The following is a 26,447-nucleotide window of genomic DNA, read 5'->3' as shown; positions in this document are numbered from 1 at the left end:
ATGGACCTGCGCGCGCTCGTCGAGGACAGGCTCGCCGCCTACCCGGGCGACGCTCTGTGGTTCACGCAGGGCCATCCGCTGCCCGAGGCGTGCCTGTCCTATGAGACATATCGCGCCCGCGTCGCCGCCGAGACCGCGCGCAAGCTGGCCAAGGATTGGTCCCACGTCCCGACGCCCGACCGCGCCACCATCGAATCGTGGGACCGTCCTAACGAGGGCGACGAGCGGCTGCGCGGCATGGCCGGTGCGGTCTACCTCCGCCTGCAGATGTACGGCGGCGACGGTGGGCCCTGGCTGTCGTCGGTGCGCTGGCGCGAGTACCTCGCGGCCCTCGAATCACCCGAGCGCTGGCTCGCGGCCGGTCGCGCGCGCGAGGCCGAGGGCTGGACGATCGAGGCGAACGCCTGCTTCGCCGCCGCTCGCTGGCTCGCGCCGGGCTGCGCCCGCGAGATCGCGGCGATCGTCGCGGCTCGACCGGCCGGCCTGCCGGAGCTGGTCCTGAGTCAGCCGCTCGCCGACTTCCCGCAGATGAAATTTCGTGCGCGTCACTCGCAGGCGTGGAGCATGAAGACGGCCGGTCGCCTCTACATCCCGTCGCTGCTGCGCTGGGAGTGCGACCCCAACTTCTCGGTCCGCGCCCGCCTCTACCGCTCGCTCGGCCAGCGCCCGCACCCGGCCGCGATCGCGGCGCTGCGCGAGGGGACCGACGATCCGCACCCGTTCGCCCGCGCCCAGGCGGTCCGCTCGCTCGGCTGGTGCGCCGACCCGACCTTCGTCCACCGCCTCCGCGAACTGGCGGTCGCCGATCCGCACGCCGACGTCCGCCGCACCGCCGCCAAGGCGGTCCAGCGAATCGTCGGCTACTGGACCTGGTATGGTGAATGGTCGGCGATCGCCGCCAGCAAGGCGCGCACGGTCGCCGTCGTCCACGCAGCGGCGGCCGCCGGACTGCCCGCATTCGCGTACGAATTGGCGTTCCGCTCCGGCTGGGTCGACGACGGCGAGCTCGCCACCTTCACCGAGGCGCTCGAGCCCGAGGCCCTGTGCCGCGACCTCGCCGACCGGGCCGGCAACTACGACCACTGGTTCGCCGAAGCCGCGGCCGTCGAAGCGAACCCCCTACCCGTGCTCACCGACGCCGCTGCGCTGGCCGCCTGCTCCGAACCCGGCGCCGAGGGCTTCGAGGCGCGTCGGGTGCTGCGTCAGCGCGAGCTGGGGACGGGCGCCCAGCGCCGACGTCACCTGCTCGATGGGCCACAGGTCGTGGCGACCCCGGAGTCATGAATCGGCGGTGACGATCTCCAGGCGACTCATCGCTGAACGATGAGCTGCAGCAGGTCCCCGACCTGGCGGTGGGCGGCGATCGAGCGGCGCAGCGGCTGGCGCTGATGCACCAAATAGCGATTCCGGCGACCGTTCCGCTCGCGCGTGATGTAACCCGAGGTCGCCAGTTCCTTGACGATCCGCTGGACGCCGCGTTCGGTGAGGCCGACTTCGGCCGCGACATCGCACAAGCGAATCTCCGGGTCTTGCGCCAGGCACAGCAAAACGTGCGCGTGATTGGTAAGGAAGGTCCAGCTGTCTGGGTTGTCGGGCATGAGTTCGCTCATCATCGGAAGCATCCAGGGGGTCTTCGATGTTGCGGCAAGGGGCTGGAGGCGTCAACGTCGAGGGGCCCGCTCGCCCGAGAGCCTGTGCATCGAGGTGCACACTCGTCGCTCACGACCGCCGCGACTGCGGCGCACGACAATGAGGTGGGCGCGAAAGATGAACTCGAATGCGCCGATCGGCGGGCGCAAGTCGCTCAGGGCGAGCGACGCGGAATTTCGCCGAACCGTTCGGGCCCGCGAAACAATGCGTGGCCGCGCCTGCCGCCCCGTGAGAAACAAAGTAGCCGGAGAGCGCGCGGCCTGCGAGGAAAAACCCCGGGGGCCAGCGGACGCGGCCGTGATCGATGTGCCCCGCCCGCGCAAGCAGCTTTCGGCGGCCGCCTTTCGGTCCTGTCATACGAGCCGAACGGTATGTAGTAAATGCCGGCACCCTCGCGCACCTGTTTGTGCCAGTGGCCGCTGGTGCGACGGCGTCGTTGAGGCGACGCACGACCGATCGGTCCCCGGTCGTGGCCGCCCGCGCGAGCGCCGGAGCGGCGCCTGACCGCCGCAAGGTTTACGCGTGCGCGGCCCGGCGTTCGCTCCCATCCCGGAGCATGGCCCGCGCGGCCGCGAAATCACATGTCCCTGCGGACAGCTCCGATCGCGCCGCCAACCTGCGCGTCGCCGCGGTGTTCGGCGAGATCGCCGACCTGCTCGAGGTCGAGGGGCAGAATCCGTTCCGGGTCCGCGCTTACCGCAACGCGGCGCACGAGCTCGGCGGACTCGGTCGCGACCTCGCGGCGATGGTCGCGGCCGGCGACGACCTCACCGAGCTGCCCGGCGTCGGCGACGACCTGGCCGGCAAGATCGCCGAGATCGTCGACACCGGCAGCTGCGCCGCGCTCGACGAGCTGCATCGGGCGTGGCCCCCGACCATCCACGACGTCATGCGCGTCCCCGGCGTCGGCCCCAGGCGCGCCCGCAGCCTGTTCGAGCAGCTGGCGGTGCGCACCCTCGCCGACCTGCGGGCCGCCGCCGAGCAGCGGAAGATCCGCGAGCTGCCCGGGTTCGGGGCCACCAGCGAGCGCAACATCCTCGACGCGCTGGCCGGCCTGCTCGGCACCGGTCGCCGCCTGCCTCTGGCGGACGCGCGCGTCCATGGTGAGCGCCTGCTGGCCCGCCTGCGCGCCGCGCCCGGGGTGATCGAGGCAGTGATCGCGGGCAGCTACCGCCGCGCGCTGGCCACGGTCGGCGACCTCGACTTCCTCGTCACCGCTCGCAGCCACAACGGCGCGATCGCGGCGCTGGTCGGCGCGCCCGACGTCGTCCACGTGCTCGCCGAGGGCCCGACGCGCGCGACGGTGGTGCTGCGCTCGGGCTTGCAGGTCGACCTGCGCGTGGTCGGCCGCGACAGCTTCGGCGCCGCGCTGCACTACTTCACCGGCAGCAAGGCCCACAACATCGCCGTCCGCCGCCTCGGCGTCGCTCGCGGCTTGAAGATCAACGAGTACGGGGTGTTCCGCGACGAGCGGCGGATCGCCGGGCGGACCGAGGCGTCGGTGTTCGCCGCCGTCGACCTGCAGTTCATCCCGCCCGAGCTGCGAGAGAACCGCGGCGAGATCGCGGCCGCCCGCGCCGGCGAGCTGCCGCGGCTGGTCGCGGCCGAGCAGCTGCGCGGCGACCTGGTGCTGGTCGAGGTCGGCGACGAAGCGAGCGCAGTGGTCGCGGCCGCGGCCGCCGCGGCGCGAGCTCGCGGGCAGGAGTACCTGCTGATCGTCCACGAGGTGCCGGCCCGCGCGCGCGCCCACGTCGACTGGGCCGCGCGTCTGAAGGCCGCCGCGGCCGCCTGCGCCGAGCACGAGCTCGCGCCGCTGCAGGGGCTCGAGCTCGACATTTCTCAAAGGACATGTCCCGACGAGCATGTCGATTTCGTGGCCGCCCGCCTGTCGCACGCCCCGCGCGGCGCGTCGCACCCCGCGCTGCTGCGGATCGTCGGCGGGGCGCGCGAGGGCGACGCGGCGCGCGACCCGACCGCGCTGGTGCGCATGGCCGTCGGCGGGGCGCTCGCGGTCGTCGGCGACCCCGCACGCCTGACTGCGCTCGAGCCCGAGCTGCAGGCGGCGCGTGCAGCCGGGGTGCCGGTGGTGCTCGGCTCGGGCGGCGAGCCGGGCGGGGGCCAGGCCTCGCGCCTCGAGCTGGCGGTCAGCCAGGCGCGCCGGGCGTGGTTCGAAGCCGAGGCGGTGGTCAACTCCCGGCCGCTGGCCGAGGTCCGCGAGCTGCTGGCGCCGCGGCGCCAGGCCCGGCGGCGCGCGTGACTGCGCGGGCTCTTCGTCATGTCCGATCGGGCATGCCCGATCGGACATGTTCGTGAGTCACTCCGCGGCGATCGGCAAGGTCAGCACCGGCGCGGTGTTCTTGATCTCGCCCGACTGCAGCTCGAGCACCTGGGTGATGAACGAGAACGTCGACTTGGAGTCGAGGTCGTTGTCGGCGATCCAGAACCACAGGCCGCGGTAAAACACCGAGACGTAGGCGTTCTTGGGCTCGCGCGAGCCGTGGTGCACGCGCATCAACGCGCCGGTCATGCGGGCCCAGTCGAACACGTTGCCGTCGCCGTCGCGGGTGGTGGGCACGCGGCCGATCGCGTAATCCTCGGCCGGGACCTCGACCCCGTGCGATACGTAGTACATGCCGCCGAGCAGCGATCGCGTCACCAATTGCACCGCCCCGACCTCGTCCGGGCGCGGCGCCTCGGTCAAGATGATCTTGTAGGTCGGGCCCGGCAATCCCAGCAGCGCGCACAGCCTGGCGATGCGCGCCTCGGAGTCGGTGCGGGCCGTCAGCGTGAGGGTGAGGCTGTTGCCGGCGACGCTCGGCAGGAAGCTCAGGTCGACCAGGCCGTCGGCCCACAGCGAGCGCATCAGTTCGGTCGCGGCGAAGAACGACTCGAACTCGGGCGCATTGTGAGGGGTCGGCCCCGACGCGCGCGGGGCGTTCTGCAGCGGCCCGAGCTTCTGCACGAACAAGCGGAAGATGCGGTCCATCGCCCAGCCGGCGTGGTAGAGGAGCAGGATGTCGCTCAGCTCGACCGGGCTGAGGAATTGCGTGCCGAAGCGCGAGCCCTGCAGCGGGGCGTAGGTGATCGTCGGGCGATCGATGTAGGTCACCGCGGTGCCGGGGGCGACCGAGCTGTTGGCCCGGCCGACGGTGCCGCCGAGGCCGGCGCCGAGCTCGAGCGAGAGGCTGCTCGAGATGCTGGTGACCTCGAGGAACAGCGGTGAATCGCGGTAGCGCAGGCGGACCAGGTTGAGGAGCAGCTGCTCGCTGTTGGTCTGCTGAATCGCGGTATTATAGGTCCCGCGGCCGTAGCGGAGCGAGCGCGGGCCGACGACGCCGCAGGCGAGGGTGAGCGCCGTGGCGGTGACGAGGGCCAGGGGAGCTGCTTTGGGCCTCACTGCGGGCGCGAGGATACCCGAGAACGCGGCCGTCGGCGGCGCAGGGCCAGGGGCGCGAGCAGGAGGCCCAGGGGCGCCCCGCGGCCGTTCGCCGCGCAGCCGCAGCCCTGGTCGCCGACCGCGGCGCCGCCGCTGTCGCTCGCCCCGCTGCTCGTGCCCGGGTCGTCCGTCGTGCCCGAGCTCGCGTTCGCGGTCGACGCTTCGCCTTCGCCGGTGCCGCTGCCTCCCCCGGTGGTCTGCGCGCCGGTCGTCGGCGCGCAGGCGAGGTCGCCCTCGCCGTCGCAATCGTTGTCGATGCAATCGTCGGGGTCCTCGGGCGCGCCCGGCGTGCGCGCGGGGTCGGCGTCGTCGCAATCGCCGGCGCACTGCAGGACGCCGTCGCCGTCGCCGTCGACCTCGCCGCCCGGCACGACGTCGTCGCAATCATTGTCGCGCCCGTCGCAGGATTCGGTCGCCCCGGGGTGGCGCGCGGGGTCGGCGTCGTCGCAGTCGTCGCCGCCGCAGACGCTGGCGAAGTGCCCGTCGCGGTCGCCGTCGGTGCACGTGCAATAGAGTCCGGCGGCCGCGTAGCCGTCGATCATGCCCCAGCCGCCGTCGTTGTCGGGCGCGTCGGGGTGCGACGCGGTCGCCCGCAACAGCGCCAGCATCTCGCCGGGCGTGAGCTCGGGCCAGGCTTCGAGCAGCAGCGCGCCGACGCCCGCAGCCAGCGGGGTGGCGAAGCTGGTGCCGTTGCCCGCGAGATATTCATTCGTGGTACCCGGGCGGACTACCCATACATCCTGGCCCGGCGCCAGCAGGTCGGGCTTGACCCGCCCGTCGCTGGTCGGCCCGCGCGACGAGAAGTCGGCGACCACGCCGTCGAGGTTGGTCGCGCCGAGCGCGATGATGCCGTCGACGTCCGCCGGGGCGATCAGCGTGCCCGGCTCGGGCCCCTCGTTGCCGTTGGCGGTGAACATGACGAGGCCGTTGGCGATCGCCACCACCGCCGCCTGCGACACGACCGCGGTCTTGCCGTCGTACTGCGGGTGCTCGTACCAATTGAAGTAGCCGAGCGAGGCCGTGAACAGATCGGCGCCCATGCCCTCGATCCACTCGAGGCCCTCGACGAACAGGTCCTCCTCGTACGGCTCCTCCTCGTCGATGCGCTCGGTCTTGGCCAGGATCACCGACACGCCCGGCGCGGCCCCGGAGTAGGCGTCGCCGTCGTCGCCGGCGAGCAGCGACAGCACCATCGTGCCGTGACGGTCCTGACCCTCGCCGTCGCCCGGCTCGTCGGCGACCACGTCGTCGCCCTGCACGAAGTCGCGGGCCGCCAGCACGTGCAGCCCGGCGAACGCGGCGTGCTGCAGCGAAAAACCGCTGTCCTGCACGCCGATCACCACACCCGCGCCGGTCAGTCCGCACTCGCGCAGCGCCGGCACGCCGAGCAGCGCGAGCTGGGTCTCGGCCACGCCGAAGGCCGCGGACGTCGGCGATTCGGCGGTCCACACCGGGCCGTGATCGGCCCGTCGCGTGCGGGCGACCGGCCGCAGACCGGCGACGAACGGCAGCCTGGCGATCGCGGCTCGCTGCGCCGCGTCGGCCTCGATGCTCACTGCATTGAGCCAGCGCGAGGCGGCACGGATCCGCGCTCCAGTCGCCGCGACCGCCTGCACGTACTGCGAGTCCGGTGAAAGATCGCGGACGTCGACCCCGCGATCGCCTCGCGTCCGCATGCGCCGGCGCAGCGTTCGCGGCGCCAATTCGTCCGTCCGTCGCGCCAGCGCTGCCTCCAGTTCGTCCGCGGTCAGGTGCTTGTCGGCGAAGAACACCCACGTCGGCGGGTCGGGGGTCGGCGTCGGCGCCAGCAAGATCGTGGCGAGGGCGAGAGCGGCGATCGGCGGCACGAGGAGGGTCCTTTCTCGCGACCGGACCGCGCCGGCACACGACCTTCGCATTATCGCCGGCCGGCCGTGAGCCACCGGCCGGGCAGGGAGGCAAAAGCGTGAGACTTGTCTCGGCCTTTCGCCCCCAGGCAGCAATTGATGGCACTTCACGGTGCGAGGTATCGCGGGCCCCGGTGTGCTGCGATCGCAGCGATGGCGCCGCTCTCGCTTTGATAAGCTGCGGGCCTGTGACGGACCGAGACGAGGAGATGGCGGCGTTGCGCGCGGCCCTGAGCGCGGCGGAGGCCCGGGCGGCCGAGCTCGAGCGCGACCGGGACGAGCTGGCGCTGCGCGAGCGACTGCTGCGCGAGCGGCTCGACGGGCTGGCCGCCCACATCCCCGGCATCTTGTGGGAGAGCTACTTCGAACAATCGGCCGCGAAGATGACCGTCGATTACGTCAGCGATCGCATCGAGCCGCTGTCCGGCTACACGATCGAGGAATGGAAGCAGCCCAATTTCTGGCTCGAGCTGGTCCACCCCGACGATCGCCCGGGCGCGATGGCCGACGCCGGGAAGGTGTTCCATGCCGGCCGCGGCGAATCGTCGTACCGCTGGATCACCCGCGACGGCCGCACCCTGTGGGTCACGAGCCGGATGTCGCTGATCTACGGCGACGACGGGACGCCGATCGGCCTGCGCGGCGTGACGATGGACGAGACCGCCATCAAGCAGGCCGAGGCCCAGCGCCTCGAGATGCGCATGCGAGAGGAGGTGATCCGCGCCCAGGACGAGGCCCTGCTGGCGCTGTCGACCCCGCTGATCCCGATCGACGACGCGACCGTGGTGATGCCGTTGATCGGCACGCTCGACCCTCGCCGCGTCGAACGAGTGCTGCAGACCCTGCTCGACGGGGTGGCCGCGACGCGCGCCCGGATGGTGATCCTCGACGTCACCGGGGTGCCGGAGATCGACGCGCCGACCGCCGATGCGCTGCTCCGGGCCGCCCGCAGCGCGGCGCTGCTGGGCGCCGAATCGGTGCTCACCGGGATCCGCCCCGGCCTGGCGGCGACGCTGGTCGACCTCGGGGCCGACCTCGGCTCGGTCGTCACGCTCGGCACGCTCAAGGCGGGTATCGCCTATGCGATGAATCGCCGCCGCGGCTAGCAGCCGCCGCGAGGGTCGGCCCGTATGGCGTCTTGCGGCGCTGTCAGGTGCCGGCGGCCCTGATCATGGCACTGGGCGAAATCGCGCTGAATGTGAAGAGGCCCGAGCCCCTGCGCAGAATTGCCCCGCGATGCGCCGCCTGTGGTATGAGCCGGCGATGCGACGCTCCGCCCCGCTCCTCTGCGCCTTCGCCCTCGCCTGCGGCACCGACGACGCCACCACCGATCAGGCCGCGACCGCCACCGCGGACACGACCACCGACGCCACTGCGAGCACCGCCGAGACGGACACCACGAGCGACAGCGCCAGCACCGGCGATGGTGGCACGATCGGCACGACCACCGAATCGTCGCCGACGACGACCACTGCGCCGACGACCACCGAGGGCCTGACCGAAGGGACATCCACGACCGAGACCGTGACCTGCCAGCCGGGCGAGGAGAATGCCTGCTACACCGGCGACCCGGCCCACGCCGACGTCGGCAACTGCAAGTCGGGCGTCGCGGCCTGCGAGGACGGCGAGTGGGGCGCGTGCGTCGGCGACGTGATGCCGGCGCCGGAGACCTGCGAGTCGGAGGGTGACGACGACTGCGACGGCGTCGACCCGTGTACCGGCGACGGTGCGGCGGCGTGGCACACGACGTGGGGCGATCCGAGCGACCAGCGGGCGCTCGCGGTCGCGTTCGACCCGGACGGGGCGGTAGTGGTCCTGGCCCAGGGCGCGGGCACCTCGAACTTCGGCGGCAGCGACCTGGCCAGCGTGGGCAACTACGACGTCTACGTCGCGAAGTTCGCGCCCGACGGCGCGCACGAGTGGAGCAAGAGCTTCGGCGATGCGGTGGTCCAGCTCGGCGACGGCTGGGGCCTCGCGACCGATCCGAGCGGCGACATCGTGCTCACCGGCGACTTCGCCGGCACCGTCGATTTCGGCGGCGGCCCGCTGGTCGCCGCGGGCGACCGCGACGTGTTCGTGGCCAAGCTGTCCGCGACCGGCGAGCACGTGTGGAGCGCGGCGCACCCGTCGACGGGCTCGGCGATCCCGCGCGACCTGGCGATCGACGCGTCGGGGGCGATCGTGGTGGTCGGCTACTTCACGGGCTCGCTCGACCTCGGCGGCGGGCCGCTGCTGGGGCAGGGCGACTCGCTCGACGCGTTCGTCGCCAAGTTCGCGCCGACCGGCGAGCACGCGTGGAGCTTCCACTTCGGCGACGACACCGAGCAGGACGCGCGCGCGGTCGCGGTCGACGGCGACGGCAACGTCTACGTCGGCGGCTCCTTCCAGGGCACGATCGACCCCGGCAACGGCCCGCTGGTCAGCGCCGGCAGCAGCGACGTGTTCCTCGCCAAGCTCGACCCCGACGGCGCCGCGCTGTGGGCCGCGAGCTGGGGCGACGTCAAGGAGCAGAAGCTGTCGGCGATCGCGGTCGATCCACAGGGCCGCGTGACCACCTCCGGCCACTTCGTCGGCGCGCTCGACTTCGGCGGCGGCGGGCTCGAGGCGCCGATGTACCGCGGCTTCGTCGCCCAGTTCGCGGCCGAGGACGGCGCCCACGCGTGGTCGAAGCTGCTCGGCGACGGCATCGTCTGGCCGGCCCATCTCGCGGTCGACGACAGCGGCACTCTGGTGATCGCCGGCCACTACTACAGCGAGAACGACTTCGGCGGCGGCGTGCTGCCGTGGGCCGGCATGCGCGACGCATTCGCGGTCAAGTACACCTCGGCCGGCAGCCACGTGTGGAGCAAGCACTTCGGCGACGCGACCGAGCAGGAGAGCGACGGCGTCGACGTGCGCCCCGACGGCACCACGGTCGTCTCGGGCGCGTTCTACGGCGCGGCCGACTTCGGCGGCGGGCCGGTGACGAGCAAGGGCTTGTTCGACGGCTTCGTCGCCGTGTTCGCGCCGTGAGCCCCGCGAATCATCACACCCGCGCGTGAGCGCGCGCGATTGACCATAGCGCGGGGCCTGCGGGCCTCTGGTGATCGATCGCGCCGCGGGCGACAATCACCGCGATGCCGCCGCCCGCAGCAGCGCCCACGCCCGCCGGCACCTTCGTGCGCGTGCTGCTGACCGGCTGCTTCCTGGCGCTCGCGCTCGGCTTCCCGGCCTTCGCGGTCGCCTCGGCGCTGAGCGGCGGGCCGCTCGGCGCGGTCGCAGTGGTCAAGGCGATCATGGTGGCGCTGCTCGGGGCGGCGATCACGACGTGGATCGTGCGCGGCGCGGTGAGCCCGCTGTGGATCGCGTGGGTCGGCCTGCTCGGCGGGTTCGTGCCCGCGGCCCTGGCGGCCCCGCGCTCGCGCTGGATCGGCCTCGCTGTGGCCCACCTGGCGGCCGGCGGTCTGCTCGCGCTCGCGGGCCTGCGCCTGGTCGCCGTCGCAGTCGACGCGGCCTCCGACACCTGGTCGTTCTTCGGCCTCGTCACCGCGCTGGTCGGCCTCGGCCTCGGCCTCGGCGGGGCGGTGCCACGGCTTTGGTGGGCCTGGCGCGGCGGCGAGGTCGAGCCGGCCGACGACGCAGTCGCCCGCGATCTGCAATGGTTGTTATGGCTGGCCCTGGCCGCGCTGTCGCTCGCGTCCGGGCTGGCCGAGACGCTGCCGACGGCGCTCCACTTCGACGGCACGATCGCGCTGCGACGCGGCCACTGGGAGCACGGCTGCACGTCGACGCTGCAGGCGGTCCAGGACATCTGCCCCGAGCAGCGCCGCTACTCGCTGCGCGCCCGCGGGGAGGCATCGATGCAGATCGAGTGGCGATTCCCCCGCGATTGCAGCGTGACGATCGCCGCCGACGGGGCCTCCGAGACCTTCGCCGAGTCATCGTCGTACCAGGTCGAGGTCGGGCCCGAGCGCGAGGTGCTGGTGACGGTCGCCGGGCTGTCGTACGAGTCGTGCTGGTATCAGCTGCGGGCCCGGCCGGTCGCGGGAGGGGCGCGGTGAGCCTCGCCACGCTGCACTGCCCGGGTTGCGGGGCCGCGGCGCCGCTGGTCGCCGGGGCGGCGATCGATTGTCGCCACTGCGGGCGGTCGATCGCGGTCCCCGAGACCTGGCGCGCGGCCGCCGAGGGCCATGCCGCGGCGGCGCAGGTGCGCCGCGAGGTCGAGCCGCGCTGGCAGCAATTGGCGGGCGGCGTCGGCACGCCGGTGCTGGCGGCCGCGAAGGCGCTGCTGCTGGTGCTCCCGCCGCTCGCGACCTGGCTGGTCCAGTCGCGGATGGTCCCGCCGCCGACGCCGGTCGAGAACTTCGGTTACGTGGCGTTCCCGGCGCTGCTGCCCGGAGCGCTGTTGTGGTTGTGGGCGACGACTGTCAACGCCGCCGTGCTGCGCGTGCGCCGGGACGTCAGCGCCCACGAGGCCGCCGGCGCGCTCGCCTGCCGCAGCTGTGGCGCCCCGCTGGCGCCCGAGCCCGAGGCTCTGGCCACGACCTGCCTCTACTGCGGGACCGACAGTCTGGTCCGCGACCTGCCCGCGAGCACGCGCGCCCGCGACCACGCGGTGCGCACTCTGGCCGAAGCCGCCGGCGTGCTGCGGCGCCGCCGAATCAACCTCGGCCTCGGCGTGGCCCTGCTCGGCCTCGGCGTCGCCGCGATGGTCGTCGCCGCGGCGCTGGCCCTGTCGCTCGCGTTCGGGGTGTAATCTGTGGGAATGACAATGTCTTCAAGAACATGTCCACAAAGGCATGTCTTGAAAGACATATGAAAAATCAGAAGGCCGAGACCATGACGCCGGCGTCTCGCGGGTCGCGGGCGGTCGCGGGCACCTGGACGCGGAACACCGAGCCCTGACCGAGCTCGCTCTCGGCGCTGATGTCTCCGCCGATCAGGTTGCAGTAGTGGCGGCACAGCGCCAGGCCGACGCCGAGGCCGCCGAAGCGGCGCGTCGGCGAGTCGTCGGCCTGCGAGAACGGGGTGAACAGCCGCGGCATGTAGGCCGGGTCGATGCCGACGCCGTTGTCGCGGACGCTGAGCAGGTACACCGGGCCGGTGGCGGTGACCATGGGCTCGACGCGCAGCTCGACGAGGCCGCCGTGGGTGAACTTGCAGGCGTTGCCGAGCAGCTGCACGAGCACCTGGCGCAGGCGCGTGCGGTCGCTGCGGATCGTGCCGAGCTGGCGCGACAGCTTGAGCTTGAGCTTGTTGTGCCCGCGCTCGGCCAGCGGCGTCACGGCGGCCACGCACTCGTGGACCAGGTCGAGCAGCGCGAACTCCTCGATCTGCAGCTCGAACTTGCCGGCCTCGAGCCGCGCCAGGTCGAGCACGCTGTCGATCAGCGCCAGGAGCTCGTGCGCGGCCCCGAGGATCCGCGTCAGGTCGGCCTGCAGCTCGCCCGGCTCGGCCTCGTCCGGGTGCTCGAGCAGCAGCTCGGTGTAGCCGACGATCGCGTTGAGCGGCGTGCGCAGCTCGTGGCTGATCTTGAGGAGGAAGGAGGTCTTGGTCCGACTGGCGTCGAGCGCCTGCTCGAGGACCCGCCGCCCGCGCTCGACCTCGGACTGCAGCGCCTGATTGGCCCGCGTGAGCGCGACGAGCCGGCCCTCGGCCCCGGCGACGTGCTGGCCTCGGAGATCTCGCAGCTCGCTCCGCACGCCGGCCAGCTCGTTCTCGCGGCGCCGGAGGGCGTCGTCCCGCGCCTCGCCGCGCCGCTGCTCCGCTGCAGCGAACAGACCGACCGCGGCGATCGCTACGGCCGCCGACAGCGCGATCGATCCTGCTCCCGCGATGAAGAGGCCCGCACCTGCGGCCGCCCCGAGTGCGACCGCGGTGATCCCCGTAGCCAGGCTGGTGGCATGCACGGAGACCGCCGCGATCGGCAACAACAATAACCAGAGCGGCGTCGTCGCACCCGCGACCTGCGGCCCCGCGATCGCCACCGCCGCGACGATCACTGTCCAGAGGAGCGCACCGATGCGACCCCTCGAACCCTCCCCGCGCCCCAAGAACACCGTGGCCGCGAGGTGTCCTCCGAGGAGGAGCGCGCCGCCGAAGGTCGCGACCAAACGATGTTCGCTCGCAGCGGCCACAGCCACGCCGAGGAGCAAGGCGAGGCTTGCGATCACCAACACCAGGCGCAAGCCGGTGTCACGCGACGACACCGCACTTGCGGATCGTCCTTCTCGTCGCGCGTGGTCTTCGCCGGTCGTCATCGGAGCAGAGGACACCTCCATCATAGAAGGTGCGACCCGTGCCGCGCCACGTCCCGACGTGAGCCGACCCGACGCCCACCAGGAAGCCTCTGACGCCCGTGAAAGACGCACGCGCGTTCTCGCCCGGCGCCCGAGCCTTCACGCCGCCGAAACCCAGGGATAGGATCGAAGATCAGCAGGGCTTTCTTTTTGTGGAGGATGGAACGATGGCGTTCAAGACCGGCGTGGTGAGTTGTGCGGTGGTGCTCGCGCTCGGATGTATCGGCTGTGACGAGGCGAGCATCGAGGACGAGGCGGTCGGTTTCGGCGAAGGCGTGGTCTCGGCCCGCGATACCGTGTGGAACGACTTCCGCATCAACGACTTCCGCATCAACGACTTCCGCATCAACGGCTTCAGGCTCGAGTCGGCCAAGCTCTACAGCACCGACTCGAGCGAGTGGATCGAGTTCTACGACTTTTACACGGACGACGGCGACTACGTCTACGACGGGCAGGTCGTCAACAGCGAGCTCAAGATCGACGGCAACTGGCTCACCGGCACGGGTGTCGTTTACTCGACCTTCGACTTCAAAGTGAAGCAGGACGGCGTCACGAGCTGGCGCTACGTGTGGATCAAGGACGCCGACAAGGTGGCGGGCACCGATGTTTGGGAGTACGACCTGGACCTGCAGATCGGCGCCGGACCATGGCAGCCGCTGTGCGTCGATCCGCTCGGCAACCCGACTCGCGCGATCCTCCTCAACGATGTCTGGGATCCGGTCACCGGGGCCAAGATCTCGCCGCGACCGAACAAGGCCCTCACCTTCGCCTGCAAGTCCGCTGCTCTCGCCAAGTGCGTCGACTTCGGGTACCGCCCGTGGGCGAGTAAGAATGGCGTCTCGCTCGCCGACTACCACCAGGCCTGCACCCGCATGGTCCGCGCCGACTACTGCGGCAACGGCACGCCGCACACCGTGTCGGGTACGCCGATCCATGTCCTCGATCAACTCGGGATCCAGACCGCCGCCGTGAACACGTCCTACGTCGTCGAGGCCGAGTGGGGCCCGAACGGCGCGGTCTGTCTGAATACGAGCAACACGCGCCTGGCGAACCAGACCATCGGCTGCAACATCCCGGCCTGTGGCGCCCCGTTCGCGTCGGGCGGTTTGATTCAGAGCGGCAAGATCGTACCCTGAAGGGCGTGACCGAAGGCGCAGAGCCCGCCGCGATCGGCCCGTTCGTCGTCCTCCGCAAGCTGGGCGAGGGCGGCATGGGGGTCGTCTACGCGGGCTACGACGTCGCGCTCGACCGCAAGGTCGCGCTCAAGCTGATCCGCCGCTCGTTGATCGACCGCAGCGAAGTGCGAGCCCGCATGGTCCGCGAGGCGCAGGCGATGGCCCGCCTGTCGCACCCCAACGTGGTCCAGGTCTACCAGGTCGGCGAGCACGGCGACGGCATCTACGTCGCCATGGAGTACGTCGAGGGCCAGACGCTCACCGCGTGGCTGCGCGCCGAGAAGCCCCCGTGGCAGCTGGTGCTGCGCACGATGATCGGGGCCGGGCGCGGCCTGGCGGCGGCCCACGCGGCCGGGCTCGTGCACCGCGACTTCAAGCCCGACAACGTGCTCGTCAGCAAGGACGGCCGCCCGTGCGTCCTCGACTTCGGCCTGGTCCACGCGGAGAGCAGCCCCGCGCTGCCGCTCGGCGGCATCGACGTGCGCACCTCGGTCACCGGCCTGCCGACGATCTCCCGCATGTCGACCCAGCCGTCGGGCCCGCCGTTCAGCTCCACCGGCAGCGGCCAGACCGACCGCGGCGACGTCCTCGACATCCGCCTCACCCGCGCCGGCAAGGCCCTCGGCACGCCGGCGTACATGTCGCCCGAGCAGCACTTCGGCGACGAGGCGGTCGGCCCGGCGTCGGACCAGTTCAGCTTCGGCACGACGCTCTACGAGGCGCTGTACGGCGCGCGCCCGTTCCCGGGGGCGACGTGGGAGGAGATCAAGCGCGAGGTCCGGCGCGGGATCGTGCCGCCGCCGCCCCGTGATTCGGCGGTGCCGGGGCGGATCTTCCGCATCCTCGTCCGCAGCCTCGCGCCGACGCCCGACATGCGCTGGCAGAGCCTCGAGCACATGCTCGACGCGCTCGAGCGCGACCCACGAAAGTCGATGCTGCGCGCGGCGGGCATCGTCGCGGTCGCGGGCACGGCAGCGATCGGCAGCTACGCGTTCGCGCTGTCGCAGCGCGAGGCGTCGATGCAGTGCAAGGGCGCCGCGGCCGAGCTCGCGGGGGTGTGGGACGACGCGCGCGGGGCCGCGGCGGAGCGGGCCTTCGTCGCCAGCGGTTCTCCGTTCGCGGCCGACACCTGGCGCCGTGTCCACGCCCGCCTCGACGCCTATGCCCTCGCGTGGACCGAGGGGCGCACGCAGGCGTGCGAGGCCCACGCGAGCGGCTCGCAGTCGACCTCGCTGTTCGACCGCCGCACCGCCTGCCTGTCGCGCCGTCGCGCCTACCTGTCGGCGTTGGTCGACGTGTTCATCGCCGCCGATCGCTCCGTGATCGAAAATGCCGTGCAGGCGGCCGCCGCACTGCCGAGCCTCTCCTCGTGCGCCGACGCCGACGCGCTGCTGGCCGCCGTCGCTCCGCCCGACGATCCGCACGCTGCGGCCCAGGTCGAGACGCGGCGCAGCCAGCTCGCCCGCGCGGCCGCGCTCGAGAACACCGGGCAATTCACGGAGGGTCTGCAGCTCGCGCGCGAGGTCGGAGCCGCCGCCCAGGAGCTGCGCTATCCGCCGCTGACCGCCGAGGCCGCCCTGCGAGAGGGCAGCCTGTTGATGGAGATGGCACGCGATGCCGACGCCGAAGCTGCGCTGAGCCGGGCGATGCGTGAGGGGTTGGTTCACGGCCTCGATGCCATCGCGGCGGAGGCCGTGGCCAAGCGGATCTTCGTCGTCGGCGAGCGGCAGGGACGCCGCGAGGTCGCGCTCGATGCCGAAGCCCTGGCCGAAGCGCTGAGCGAGCGCGCCGGCGATGACGGCAGGATCGGCGGCCTCGTGCACAACAATTTGGGCGTGGTCTATTCACGCGACGTCACCGACGACCGGGCGCGTCTCCACTACTTGCGCTCGATGGAGCTGTTCGGTCACCGCAGCGACGGGCCCGATCCGATGATCGCCGCTGCGCATCACAACCTCGGCGGTCTGTACCGCAGTCAGGGTCGACTGGACGACGCGCGCAAGCACTACTCGCAGGCCGTCGCGGTGGTCACGGAGCTCCTCGGCGAGCAGCACCCGATGGTCACGCACCCGCTCGGCGGCGTCGCCGACATCGACCTGCTGCAGGGCCGCAGTGCCGAGGCCGCTGCGGGCTATCGCCGTCAGCTCGCCCTGATGGAAGCGACCTACGGCCAGCAGCACCTCTATCTGCTTCACCCGCTGGTCGGTCTTGGCAAGGTCGGCCTCGCCGCCGGGGCGATCGACACCGCGGCCGCCGAGTTCCGCCGCGCCGTCGCCATTGGCGAGCAGCTCGGCACCACCCACTCGATGTACGCGGAGGCGCTGGTCGGCCTCGCCGAGTGCCTCGCCGCGGGCGACCTCGCCGAGGCGCGCAGCTTGCTCGCCCGCGCCATCACCGTCTACGAGGCCGACGGCGGGCCCAAGCACCCGGCGATCGCCGCGGTGGCGGTGCGCGCCGGTCAACTCGCGGCGAAGGCGAAGGACCTCCCGGTCTCGCGGCAATGGTTCGAGCGCGTGCTGGCCGATGCGACAGGTTCCAAAGAACAGCTCGAGTCGCGCTCGCTCGCGGCCCTGGAGCTCGCGCGCTTGCTCTTCGATGCCGGCGAGCGTCAACGCGCTTGTTCCTTGTTGATCGACGCGCGCGTCGGCCTGACGGGCGAGGCGCACAAGGCGGAGCTCGCGGAGCTCGAGGCTGCCTGCGCGCGTGGGGCGTGAGTCACACGTTCGGCTATGATCGCGCGTCCCCGTCCATGACCGAGCGCGCGCCAACTTTCCGGATCGGCCCCTTCGCCGTATCGCGCAAGTTGGGCGAGGGAAGCATGGGGATCGTCTATGCCGCCCACGACGCCGCGCTGGCGCGCGAGGTAGCGATCAAGGTCCTGTCGCGACGGCACTTCGACAACCGCCAGATCCGCGCTCGCATGGTCCGCGAGGCGCAAGCTCTGGCGCGGCTGTCTCACCCGAACGTCGTGCAGGTGTATCAAGTCGGCGAGCACGACGAAGGGATCTACGTCGCCATGGAGTACGTCCACGGCCAGACGCTGCGGTCGTGGCTGCGCGCCGAGAAGCGACCGTGGCGACAGGTCCTGCGCACGCTCATCGGCGCCGGGCGAGGCCTCGCGGCGGCCCACGCGGCGGGGCTCGTCCACCGCGATTTCAAGCCCGACAACGTCCTGGTCGGCGAGGACACGCGTGCGCGCGTGGTCGACTTCGGCCTGGTCCACGCCGACGGCTCGGTGCTGACTGCGAGCCTCGAAGAGCCGCTGCCGCAAGCGACCGAAGCGATGTCGTTGTCGCACGCCTCGACGCAACTGCAGCCGATCGCCGAGTCGCAGGAGGAACTGCTGGGCGGTCGGCTCACGCGTACCGGGATGATCGTCGGGACGCCGACGTACATGTCGCCCGAGCAGCACTTCGGCGGCGCCATCGGGCCGGCGTCGGATCAGTTCAGCTTCGGCGTCACGCTCTACGAGGCGCTGTACGGGACTCGCCCTTTTCTCGCCGCGAGCTGGGAGGAGCTGCGGCAGAAGGTCCGGCGCGGGATCGTGCCGCCGCCGCGGCGCGACTCGCCGGTGCCGCGGCGGATCTTCCGCATCGTCGCCCGCAGCCTCGCGCCGACGCCGGAGTTGCGCTGGCCGAGCCTCGAGCACATGCTCGACGCGCTCGAGCGCGACCCACGAAAGACGATGCTGCGGGCGGCCGGGATCGTGGCGGTGGCCAGCGCGGCGGCGGGGGGCAGTTACGGCTTCGCGCTGTCGCAGCGCGAAGCGTCGATGCAGTGCAACGGCCTGGCGGCAGAGCTGTCCGGAGTGTGGGACGAGACGCGCGCGGCCGCGGCGGAGCGGGCCTTTGTCGCCACCGGCTCGCCGTTCGCGGCCGACACCTGGCGCCGCGTCGACGCTCGCCTCGACGCTTACGCGACATCATGGACCGAGGGCCGCACCCAGGCGTGCGAGGCTCACGCGAGCCGCTCGCAGTCGACCTCGCTGTTCGACCGCCGCACCGGCTGCCTGTCGCGCCGCCGCGCGTATCTCTCGGCGCTGGTCGACGTGTTCATCGCCGCCGATCGCTCGGTGATCGAGAACGCGGTGCAGGCGACCGCCGCGTTGCCGAGCCTCGAGTCGTGCGCCGACGCCGACGCGTTGCTCGCGGCCGTCGCTCCGCCCGACGACCCGCACACGGCGACCCAGGTCGAGACGCGGCGCAGCCAGCTCGCGCGAGCGGCCGCGCTCGAGGGCACCGGGCAATACACCGAGGGCCTGCAGCTGGCCCGGGAGATCCGCGCGGCCGCCGGTGAGCTGCACTACCCGCCGCTCACCGCCGAGGCCGCGCTCGGCGAGGGCAGCCTGCTCATGGCGGTCGCGCGCGCCGAGGAGGCCGAGGCGGCCTTGGCCGCGGCGCTCAAGCTGGCGCTCGTCCATGGCCTCGACGCAGTCGCGGCGGAGGCGGCGGCCCGGCGGGTGTTCGCGCTCGGCGACGGGCTGGGCCAGCGGACCGCGGCGCTCGCGGGCGAGGTGGTCGCGGAGGCGCTGGTCGAGCGCACGCGCGACGACGGCCGCGTCGCGGCGCTCCTCCACAACAACCTCGGGGCAGTCTACGAGCTCGACGGCGCGAACGCTCGCGCGCGCGAGCACTACCTGCGGACGATCGATCTGCTGGGTCGCCGCACCGGCGGGGGCGATCCGCTGCTCGCGGCCGTGCATCACAACCTCGCCGGACTACTGCGGCGCGAGGGTCGCCTCGACGACGCGCGCGAGCACTACTCGCAGGCCGTGGTGCTGTTCTCCGAGATGCTCGGCGAGCAGCACCCGATGGTGGCGCACCCGATCGGCGGCGTGGCCGACGTCGACGTCCTGCAGGGCCGATACGACACCGCGGCCGCCGGCTACCGCCGCGCGCTCGCCCTGATGGAAGCGACCTACGGCCAGCAGCACCTCTATCTGCTGCACCCGCTGGTCGGCCTCGGCAAGGTGAGCCTGACCGCCGGGGCGATCGACACCGCTGCCGCCGAGTTCCGCCGCGCCGTCGCCATCGGCGAGCAGCTCGGCACGACCCACTCGATGTACGCCGAGGCGCTGGTCGGCCTCGCCGAGTGCCTGGCCGCCGGTGACCTCGCCGAGGCGCGCAGCTTGCTCGCCCGCGCGATCACCGTCTACGAGGCCGACGGCGGGCCCAAGCACCCGGCGATCGCCGCGGTGGCGGTGCGCGCCGGTCAACTCGCGGCGAAGGCGAAGGACCTCCCGGTCTCGCGGCAATGGTTCGAGCGTGTGCTGGCCGATGCGACAGGTTCCAAAGAACAGCTCGAGTCGCGCTCGCTCGCGGCCCTGGGGCTCGCGCGCCTGCTCTTCGATGCCGGCGAGCGTCAGCGCGCTTGTTCCTTGTCGATCGACGCGCGCGTCGGCCTGACCGGCGAGGCGCACAGGGCCGAGCTCGCGGAGCTCGAAGCCGCCTGCGCGCGCTGAGCGTGAGCCAAAGGTTGGCCGTGCTCGCGCCCCGGTGGGCCGTGCGTCCCGGTCAGCTCGCGTTCGCTGCCAAGGACGTCCTTGCAGCGCGTCAGTGGTTCGAGCACGTGCTGGCCGATACGACAGGTGCTAAAGGACAGACTTCGTGGCGGGCCTGTCCGCCCTGCTGAACTGTCCTAGCGGGCAGGTGCTTCCGCGGCCAGGGTCGACGCGTGGTTCTCGACCAGCGCGACCAGGCGTGACAGGCCGAGCTTGCGCACCAGCACCGCCGGCCGCGAGCGCTCGCGCAGCAGCTTGCGGGTGGTCTGCACTGCGCCGTGGCTGTTCACCTCGGTGACGATGACGACGAGGTCGCTGCGTTCGACGAGCCGCTCGAGCTCGAGCGAGGCGTGGCCCCGCATGTAGCCCGTGTGGTGCTCGAGCTCGTGGCCCATCGCGCGCACAGCGCGCTGGTAGCTCTGTTCGCTCCGGTCGAGGCCGCCGACGATGCCCACGCGCATGCCAACACAGTATTTCATTAAAATGGAATTTTCAAGTCGCTGAACAGGAACGGCGTCCCTTGCGAGGTTGGCGCCAGGCGGCAGACGCGGCCGTGATGGCGCAACGCGAGGCGCCAGGGACTACGAGAGGAAATGACGAGCGAGCTCAGCCGGCTCCATGGCACGAGAGAAATTTCCGCTATTCTGAAATCGTGCGATCCCCCGCGTCCCCGCCATGCTGACCCTGCTTCTCGTGAGCCTCTGGCGCGCGCACCTGCGCCGACGCCGCGCGGCGGCGCTGCCTGCCGCTTGAGCGGGCCGGGGGCCGAGCGAGTTCGCGCGAGCGCGTCGGCAGCGAGGGGGTTCTGCCCGCGTCAGCCGACGCCTCGCTATTCTTTTCTAGATCTGTCCTCAGGGACAGATCCCATCGCGCTCGCCGGCCCAAGGGTTCGTCCGTGGCATCTGTCCCATGAGACAGGCGCACACGGTCTCGCCGGTGTCTCGCCGAGCGCCTGTCCCGTGGGACAGGCGAGAGCGCCCGCCGCTCAGCGCAGCTCGACCACCGCCCCGACCTCGACGAGCGTGGCCTGCAGCTGGCGCGCGGCCGCCAGCTCGAGCTTCGCCTTGATCAGCGTCGGCGCCGACTCGACCAGGTCCTTGGTCTCCTTGAGCCCGAGGCCGGTCACTGCGCGCACCTCTTTGATCACCGAGATCTTGTTGGGCCCGACGCTCTGCAGGAACACGTCGACCTCGGCCGCCTCGCTGCGGCGCCACATCTCCCGCACCTCGACTGTGGCCCCGAGCGCGATCAGCTTCTGCGCCAGGGCGTCGGCCTCCGGGCGGCCGATGCCGTCGCGCAGCAGCGCGCCTGGCGTTTCGGACAGGTCCTTGGCCTCCTTGAGGCCGCAGGCGAGCTCCTCGCGGATCACCTTGATCACCATGATCTTCTGCGGCCCGCAGTCGCTGAGGATCACGTCGCACGGCGTCGTCGCGTCGGGGACGTCGTCCTCGTCGTCCTCCTGGCCCGTGGAAAATGCCGGGCTGCGGACCTCGACGCGCGCGCCCACGGTCGTCAGCGCCTGCGCGAGCGCCCGCGCCTCGCTGCCGCCGAGGCCGTCCTTGATCAGCACGTCGGTCGACTCGGCCAGGTCCTTGGCCTCCTTGAGCCCGAGAGCGGTGGCCTCGCGGATGAGCTTGATGACGCTGATCTTGTGCTCGCCGCAGGACCGCAGCACCACGCCGTAGCCGACCGTCGGCTCGGGCAACCGCGACGGCTCCGGCGCCGCCTCGCCGCGGATCGACACGCGCGCGTCGACGGCCGTCAGCGCCTGCGCTAGCTTCCGCGCCTCGTCCTCGCGCAGGCCGGCCTTGATCGTCACGTCGGTCGACTCCGACAGGTCCTTGGCGTCCTTGAGGCCGAGCCCCGTGGCCTCGCGGATCAGCTTGATCACGTCGATCTTGCGCGTGCCGAAGTTGTGCAGCACCACCTCGAAGCCCCCGGTCGCGCTGACGGGCAGGGGCGCCGCCGGGGCCGCGCTGCGGACCGACGCGCGCGCGTCGACGGCGGTGAGCGCCTGCGCGAGCGACCGCGCCTCCGGCTCGCTCAGGCCCTGCTTGACCACCGCGTCGGGCGACTCGGACACGTCCTTGGCGTCCTTGAGCGTGAGCCCCGTGTGGTCGCGGATCACCTTGATCACGTCGAGCTTGCGCGGGCCGCATTGGTGAAGGATCACCGCGAAGCCCCCGCCCGACTGGCTCGTCGCCGTCCCCGTGCGCGCCGGCTCGCTGCTCGCCGCGCCCCACGTCACCGCGGTCGACTCGCCGCTCACCGCCCGCTCGGGCGGCGCGCTGCTCTCGTGGCCGCGGACGTCGACGGTCGCCCCGGCCTCGACCAGCTCGTGGCGCAGCGCCTCGGCCTCGTCCTGACCGATCCGCCGCCGCACCAGGCACGGCGCGTCGTCGACCAGCTCGACCGCCTCGCGCAGGCCGAGGCCCATCATCATCTTCAGGGCGCGCACCACATTGATCTTGTTGGCGCCCTTGTCTTGCAAGTACACGTCGAAGAACTCGGGGGCCGGCGCGGCGCCATGGGTCCGCAGCTCGACGGTCGCGCCGGCGGCGACCAGCTTGACGCGCAGCGCCTCGGCGAGGGCGGGGGCGATCCGCGTGCGGACCGTACTCGGCGTGCGCGCGACCAGCTCCGCCGCCGCCGCCGGCTCGAGGCCCGTCATCGCTCGCACCACCTCGGTGACCGCCGCCGGGTTCGACCCGGCGTCGCGCAGAATCACGTCCTGCGGGATCACTTCGCCCGACTGACCTCCGACCGTCATCGCTCGCCCTCCGCGGGCGACGATACCCGAAATCGCCGCCCGACCGGCAGCGAGCGCGAGCGCACCGCCCGGGCCCGCGGTGGTCTCGGGTCGCCACGGGCGATCTCCCGTCGGCGGTCGCGGCAGGTCGCGAGCGACCTGTCCTCGCGGGCATCCGCATCATCCGCGGGCGTATGGTCGATGCCGAGCTCGCGCATCCGGCGAGCGCCCGGCCGTGCGGGGCGATCTGCCGCCGGCAGCAGCGAGCGACCTGTCCTCGCGGACATCCGCCTCATTCGCGGACGAACGGCTCGCGGTCGATGCCGAGCTTGCGCATCTTGCTCTGCAGCGTGCCGGGCTTGAGGCCGAGGGCCTGGGCGGCGCCGCCGGGGCCGTAGATCCGCCCGTCGCAGGCCTGCAGCGCGGCGGTGATGCAGCGGCGGATCGCCGCCTCGAGCGGCTCGACCGCGGCCGGGGTCGGGGCGGGCGCGGGCTCGACGGCGAGGGCGGCGTCGAGGGCCAGGGTCGTGCCGCGTCCGAGGATGATCGCCGCCTCGAGCACGTTGGCGAGCTCGCGCACGTTGCCGGGCCAGTCGTGGCGGGCCAACCGTACCAGCGCCGCGGGCGGCACCGGGGGCGCGGGCAGCTTGAGGCGGGCGGCGACGTCGGCGACCAGCGCGGCGGTGAGGGCCGGCAGCTCCTCGAGCCGCTCGCGCAGCGGGGGGACGCGGATCGGGAACACACATAGCCGGAAGAACAGGTCACGGCGGAAGCTGCCGGCGGCGACCATCGGCTCGAGCTCGCGGTGGGTGGCGGCGATCACCCGCACGTCGACGCGCACCCGCTCCTCGCCGCCGACGCGCTCGAACTCCTGCGACTGCAGCGCGCGCAGCAGCTTGACCTGCACCTCGAGCGGCAGCTCGCCGACCTCGTCGAGGAACAGGGTGCCGCGGTCGGCCCGCTCGAACACCCCGTGGTGGCGCTTCGTCGCGCCGGTGAAGGCCCCCGCCTCGTGGCCGAACAGCGCGCTCTCCACCAGGTTGGCCGGCAGCGCCCCGCAGTTGATCGCCACCATCGGTCGATGCCCGCGCGCCGACAGCCGGTGCAGCCGCTGCGCCAGCAGCTCCTTGCCCGTGCCCGACTCGCCGGCCAACAGCACCGTGGTGTCGAACGGCGCCACCGCGTCGATGCGGCGCAGGACCTCCTGCATCGCCGCGCTGCGGGCCACCAGCGGCCGCTCGCGCTCGCCGTGGCGGGCCTGCTCGCGCAGCTCGCGGTTCTCCGCGTGGGCCCGACGCGACAGCTCTGCGACCCGCTGCGTGACCTCCTGGCCGCGCAGCAGGTGGAACAGCACGTCGCCGAGCGTCGCCGCGAGGGCCGGCGTCAGCCGCCCGCCGGGGCCGAGCGACAGGGCGACGAACATCGCCGCCCCGGCGCCCCCGAGCGGGACGACCAGCCGCTCGCGCCCGCCCGGCCCGCGCCGCTCCGCCTCGTCGACCCGACCCGAGCGCAGCGCGGCGATCTCCCGCTCCTGCAGCCGACGGCGGGTCGTCGCCACCGCGCCGCCGTCGGGCGCGCCGCTCACGACTTCGACTTCGTCGGTGCCCTCGATTCGCTCCCCGAGCTCGAGCCGCGCCAGAGGCAGCGCCCGCGCCAGCACCTCTGCCACCCGCCGCACCCACGTCCGCCGCGTGTGCGCCTCGCTGGCGGCCGCCACCAGCGCCGCCAGCAGCTCGACCGGCTCCAAACCCGCCTCCGCCATCGCGCAGCGCACTGTAGCTCAAACACACTGAAATATCAGTGCGCTGTCACTGAAATTTCAGTGTGCCGACCTCGGAGCGTCGCCACCCGCTCCTAAGTGGCTGTATTTTCCAGGGTTTCTTCTCGTCGACGATCGGCGCGAGGCGTGCTGGGGCAGCCTGCAGAGGAGAAATTTTTAAACGATGCCGCACGTCATCACCCGTCACTGCGCTGGCACCTGCGACACGGTCTGCGCCGAGGTTTGTCCGGTCGAATGCATCCACGGGCCGATCGCCCACGCCACCCTGCGCACCGTCCCCGCGGCCGAACGCGGCGTGCGCTTCCCCGGGGTCCAGCTCTACATCGATCCGGACGAATGCATCGACTGCAGCTGCTGTGTGGCGGTGTGCCCGGTATCGGCGATCCACATGGATTACGACCTGCCGCTCGAGCTGCGGGACGACATCGAGGCCAACGCGCGCTTCTTCGGCCGGCGGGGGCGATGAACCGCGCCGACGCCGCGGGCGTGGGCCGTCCGATCGACGCGTGACGAGGTGGCGCGGGGCTTCTACACTTCTCGGCGTGCTCCGCCGCGTCGTCGCTGCTCGTTATGTGGTCCCGCTGCGCGAGGGCGGCTCGTTACCCGCGGTCGTCGAGGCCGAGGACGGCCGCTCTTACGTCGTCAAGTTCCGCGCCGCCGGTCAAGGCGCGCGCGCTTTGATCGCCGAGGTCGTGGTCGGCGAGCTCGGGCGCACGCTCGGCTTACCGGTGCCGGAGCTGGTGATCATCGAGCTCGACGCGGCGGTCGGCCGCAACGAGGGCGACCCCGAGATCCGCGACCTCGTGGTGGCGAGCGCCGGCGACAACGTCGGCATGACCTTCCTGGCCAGCGCGATCGGCTTCGACCCGGCGGCCAAGCCGAAGCTCGACCCCACGCTCGCGGCCCGGATCGTCGCCTTCGACGCGTTCGCGCAGAACATGGACCGCACGGCCAAGAACACCAACCTGCTGTGGTGCACCGGCCAGCTCTGGCTGATCGACCACGGCGCGGCGCTCTACTGGCAGCATGACTGGGACGGCGGCATGGGCGGCGCCGATTCGAAGTTCCCGCTGATCGCTCGCCACGTGCTGCTGCCGTGGGCCGGCCCGATCGCCGCCGAGGCGGAGTGGTTGACCGCGGGCCTGACCGACGCGGCGATCGACGCCGCGACCGCGGAGGTGCCCGACGCGTGGTGGACGGCCCCGCCCGCGCTGCCACCCGACGAGTACCGCGCCGCCTTCGCGGCCCGCCTGCGAGCCCGCCGCGACGCTGCGTCCATCTACCTCGAGGAGGCCGACCGTGCGCGCGCCGTTTGATTACGCGATCGTCCGCGTGGTGCCGCGAGTCGAGCGCGAGGAGTTCGTCAACGTCGGCGTGATCGTCCACGCGCCGACGCTCGGCTTCCTCGGCTGCGCACTGGCCCTCGACCGCCACCGCGTGCTCGCCCTCGCGGAGAAGGTCGACCTCGAGGCGCTCACGCGCCACCTCGACGCCTTCCGCGCGGTCTGCTACGGCGACCAGGGCGCCGGCTCGATCTCCGCGCTGCCGATCTCCGAGCGCTTCCACTGGCTGGTCGCCCCGCGCAGTACGATCATTCAGACCTCCGCGGTCCACGGCGGGGTATGCAGCGACCCCACGTTCGCCCTGCGCGACCTGTTTAAAAAGCGCGTGGCCTGAGCGGGTCAGTCGTCGACGACCTGCGCGAGAGTGCGGGTGATCGTCCGGCGCTACGTCTTCTCGTGGGCGTGCGAGGCGGTACAGGGGCTCGGCGCGGGCGGGCGGGCGATCTGCGGGCCGTCACGGCTGGGGGAGCGCGTGCGAGCCGTTGCAGTGGCACCGGATTCTCGAAATACAGGCGCTCGCGGCGTCGCTGCGCCTGCCCGCGAGCTGAGTGCGGGCGGCACTGCATGGCCGGGCGGGGCACGTTTCGTCTTCGGGAGGCGCCCTGTCTTCGGTGCACCGACGGCGCCTGCGACCAGGGGGAAAGGTGAGA

At 72.2% G+C, this 26,447-nt stretch carries 19 protein-coding genes; 12 read left to right on the top strand and 7 right to left on the bottom strand.

Annotated elements, in window-relative coordinates; translation table 11 throughout:
- The gene (locus tag OV090_RS21465; RefSeq protein WP_267705897.1) at window positions 1-1,284 is read left to right on the top strand and encodes a HEAT repeat domain-containing protein; all 1,284 of its coding nucleotides are present in this window, start codon (window positions 1-3) and stop codon (window positions 1,282-1,284) included.
- Between the two features lie 26 nt (window positions 1,285-1,310).
- Here the strand turns inward: OV090_RS21465 and OV090_RS21460 are convergent, their stop codons facing one another.
- Complete coding sequence (locus tag OV090_RS21460) at window positions 1,311-1,610, bottom strand: winged helix-turn-helix transcriptional regulator (protein ID WP_346660394.1); 300 nt, start codon at window positions 1,608-1,610, stop codon at window positions 1,311-1,313.
- Window positions 1,611-2,206: 596 nt separating this feature from the next.
- Here OV090_RS21460 and OV090_RS21455 point away from each other — a divergent pair.
- A complete protein-coding gene (locus OV090_RS21455; protein ID WP_267705893.1) occupies window positions 2,207-3,907 on the top strand; it encodes a helix-hairpin-helix domain-containing protein in 1,701 nt (566 codons plus the stop codon).
- 57 nt (window positions 3,908-3,964) lie between these two features.
- Here the strand turns inward: OV090_RS21455 and OV090_RS21450 are convergent, their stop codons facing one another.
- On the bottom strand, window positions 3,965-5,047 hold the full coding sequence (locus OV090_RS21450; protein WP_267705891.1) for a hypothetical protein: 1,083 nt from the start codon (window positions 5,045-5,047) through the stop codon (window positions 3,965-3,967).
- Window positions 5,044-6,933 (bottom strand): S8 family serine peptidase, encoded by a 1,890-nt coding sequence (locus OV090_RS21445; protein ID WP_267705889.1) that lies wholly within the window; start codon window positions 6,931-6,933, stop codon window positions 5,044-5,046. Before OV090_RS21445 ends, OV090_RS21450 begins: the two co-directional genes overlap by 4 nt.
- A 227-nt stretch (window positions 6,934-7,160) precedes the next feature.
- On the opposite strand from OV090_RS21445, the gene OV090_RS21440 reads away from it, so the two are divergent.
- From OV090_RS21440 to OV090_RS21425, 4 genes are all read left to right on the top strand, one after another.
- Entirely contained in the window at window positions 7,161-8,078 is a 918-nt protein-coding gene (locus OV090_RS21440) for a PAS domain-containing protein (protein WP_267705887.1), read from the top strand.
- A 157-nt stretch (window positions 8,079-8,235) separates the two neighbouring features.
- Entirely contained in the window at window positions 8,236-9,984 is a 1,749-nt protein-coding gene (locus OV090_RS21435) for a hypothetical protein (protein WP_267705886.1), read from the top strand.
- Window positions 9,985-10,088: 104 nt separating this feature from the next.
- On the top strand, window positions 10,089-11,012 hold the full coding sequence (locus OV090_RS21430; protein ID WP_267705884.1) for a hypothetical protein: 924 nt from the start codon (window positions 10,089-10,091) through the stop codon (window positions 11,010-11,012).
- The gene (locus OV090_RS21425) at window positions 11,009-11,707 is read left to right on the top strand and encodes a hypothetical protein (RefSeq protein ID WP_267705882.1); all 699 of its coding nucleotides are present in this window, start codon (window positions 11,009-11,011) and stop codon (window positions 11,705-11,707) included. Before OV090_RS21430 ends, OV090_RS21425 begins: the two co-directional genes overlap by 4 nt.
- Window positions 11,708-11,774: 67 nt before the next feature.
- Here OV090_RS21425 and OV090_RS21420 read toward each other — a convergent pair whose 3' ends face one another.
- Window positions 11,775-12,953 carry a HAMP domain-containing sensor histidine kinase gene (locus OV090_RS21420; protein ID WP_267705880.1) on the bottom strand — a complete coding sequence of 393 codons (1,179 nt, stop codon included), beginning with the start codon at window positions 12,951-12,953 and terminating at the stop codon, window positions 11,775-11,777.
- Between the two features lie 464 nt (window positions 12,954-13,417).
- Here OV090_RS21420 and OV090_RS21415 point away from each other — a divergent pair, with 464 nt between their 5' ends.
- The 3 genes from OV090_RS21415 to OV090_RS21405 are packed head-to-tail and all read left to right on the top strand — an operon-like array spanning window position 13,418 to window position 19,886.
- Entirely contained in the window at window positions 13,418-14,386 is a 969-nt protein-coding gene (locus OV090_RS21415) for an ADYC domain-containing protein (RefSeq protein WP_267705878.1), read from the top strand.
- A 5-nt stretch (window positions 14,387-14,391) separates the two neighbouring features.
- Window positions 14,392-17,139 (top strand): serine/threonine-protein kinase, encoded by a 2,748-nt coding sequence (locus OV090_RS21410; RefSeq protein WP_267705876.1) that lies wholly within the window; start codon window positions 14,392-14,394, stop codon window positions 17,137-17,139.
- 35 nt (window positions 17,140-17,174) lie between these two features.
- Window positions 17,175-19,886 carry a serine/threonine-protein kinase gene (locus OV090_RS21405; RefSeq protein WP_267705874.1) on the top strand — a complete coding sequence of 904 codons (2,712 nt, stop codon included), beginning with the start codon at window positions 17,175-17,177 and terminating at the stop codon, window positions 19,884-19,886.
- A gap of 176 nt (window positions 19,887-20,062) precedes the next feature.
- On the opposite strand, the gene OV090_RS21400 is transcribed toward OV090_RS21405, so the two are convergent.
- The 3 genes from OV090_RS21400 to OV090_RS21385 all read right to left on the bottom strand — a co-directional run bounded on the left by OV090_RS21400 (window position 20,063) and on the right by OV090_RS21385 (window position 24,436).
- Entirely contained in the window at window positions 20,063-20,386 is a 324-nt protein-coding gene (locus tag OV090_RS21400; RefSeq protein ID WP_267705872.1) for a DUF2325 domain-containing protein, read from the bottom strand.
- A 524-nt stretch (window positions 20,387-20,910) separates the two neighbouring features.
- Window positions 20,911-22,695 carry a ribosomal protein L7/L12 gene (locus tag OV090_RS21390; protein ID WP_346660371.1) on the bottom strand — a complete coding sequence of 595 codons (1,785 nt, stop codon included), beginning with the start codon at window positions 22,693-22,695 and terminating at the stop codon, window positions 20,911-20,913.
- Between the two features lie 271 nt (window positions 22,696-22,966).
- Complete coding sequence (locus OV090_RS21385; RefSeq protein ID WP_267705870.1) at window positions 22,967-24,436, bottom strand: sigma-54 dependent transcriptional regulator; 1,470 nt, start codon at window positions 24,434-24,436, stop codon at window positions 22,967-22,969.
- Between the two features lie 181 nt (window positions 24,437-24,617).
- Here OV090_RS21385 and OV090_RS21380 point away from each other — a divergent pair, with 181 nt between their 5' ends.
- From OV090_RS21380 to OV090_RS21370, 3 genes are all read left to right on the top strand, one after another.
- Window positions 24,618-24,920 (top strand): ferredoxin family protein, encoded by a 303-nt coding sequence (locus OV090_RS21380; protein ID WP_267705868.1) that lies wholly within the window; start codon window positions 24,618-24,620, stop codon window positions 24,918-24,920.
- Between the two features lie 76 nt (window positions 24,921-24,996).
- Entirely contained in the window at window positions 24,997-25,770 is a 774-nt protein-coding gene (locus OV090_RS21375) for a HipA family kinase (protein ID WP_267705866.1), read from the top strand.
- A complete protein-coding gene (locus OV090_RS21370) occupies window positions 25,754-26,131 on the top strand; it encodes a DUF3037 domain-containing protein (RefSeq protein WP_267705865.1) in 378 nt (125 codons plus the stop codon). Before OV090_RS21375 ends, OV090_RS21370 begins: the two co-directional genes overlap by 17 nt.
- Window positions 26,132-26,447: the final 316 nt, after the last annotated feature.

It is taken from the genome of Nannocystis sp. RBIL2 (assembly GCF_026626745.1).
Classification (GTDB): domain Bacteria; phylum Myxococcota_A; class Polyangia; order Nannocystales; family Nannocystaceae; genus Nannocystis.
The sequence above is the reverse complement of the archived record's forward strand: the minus strand, read 5'-3'. Positions and strand labels throughout refer to the sequence as shown.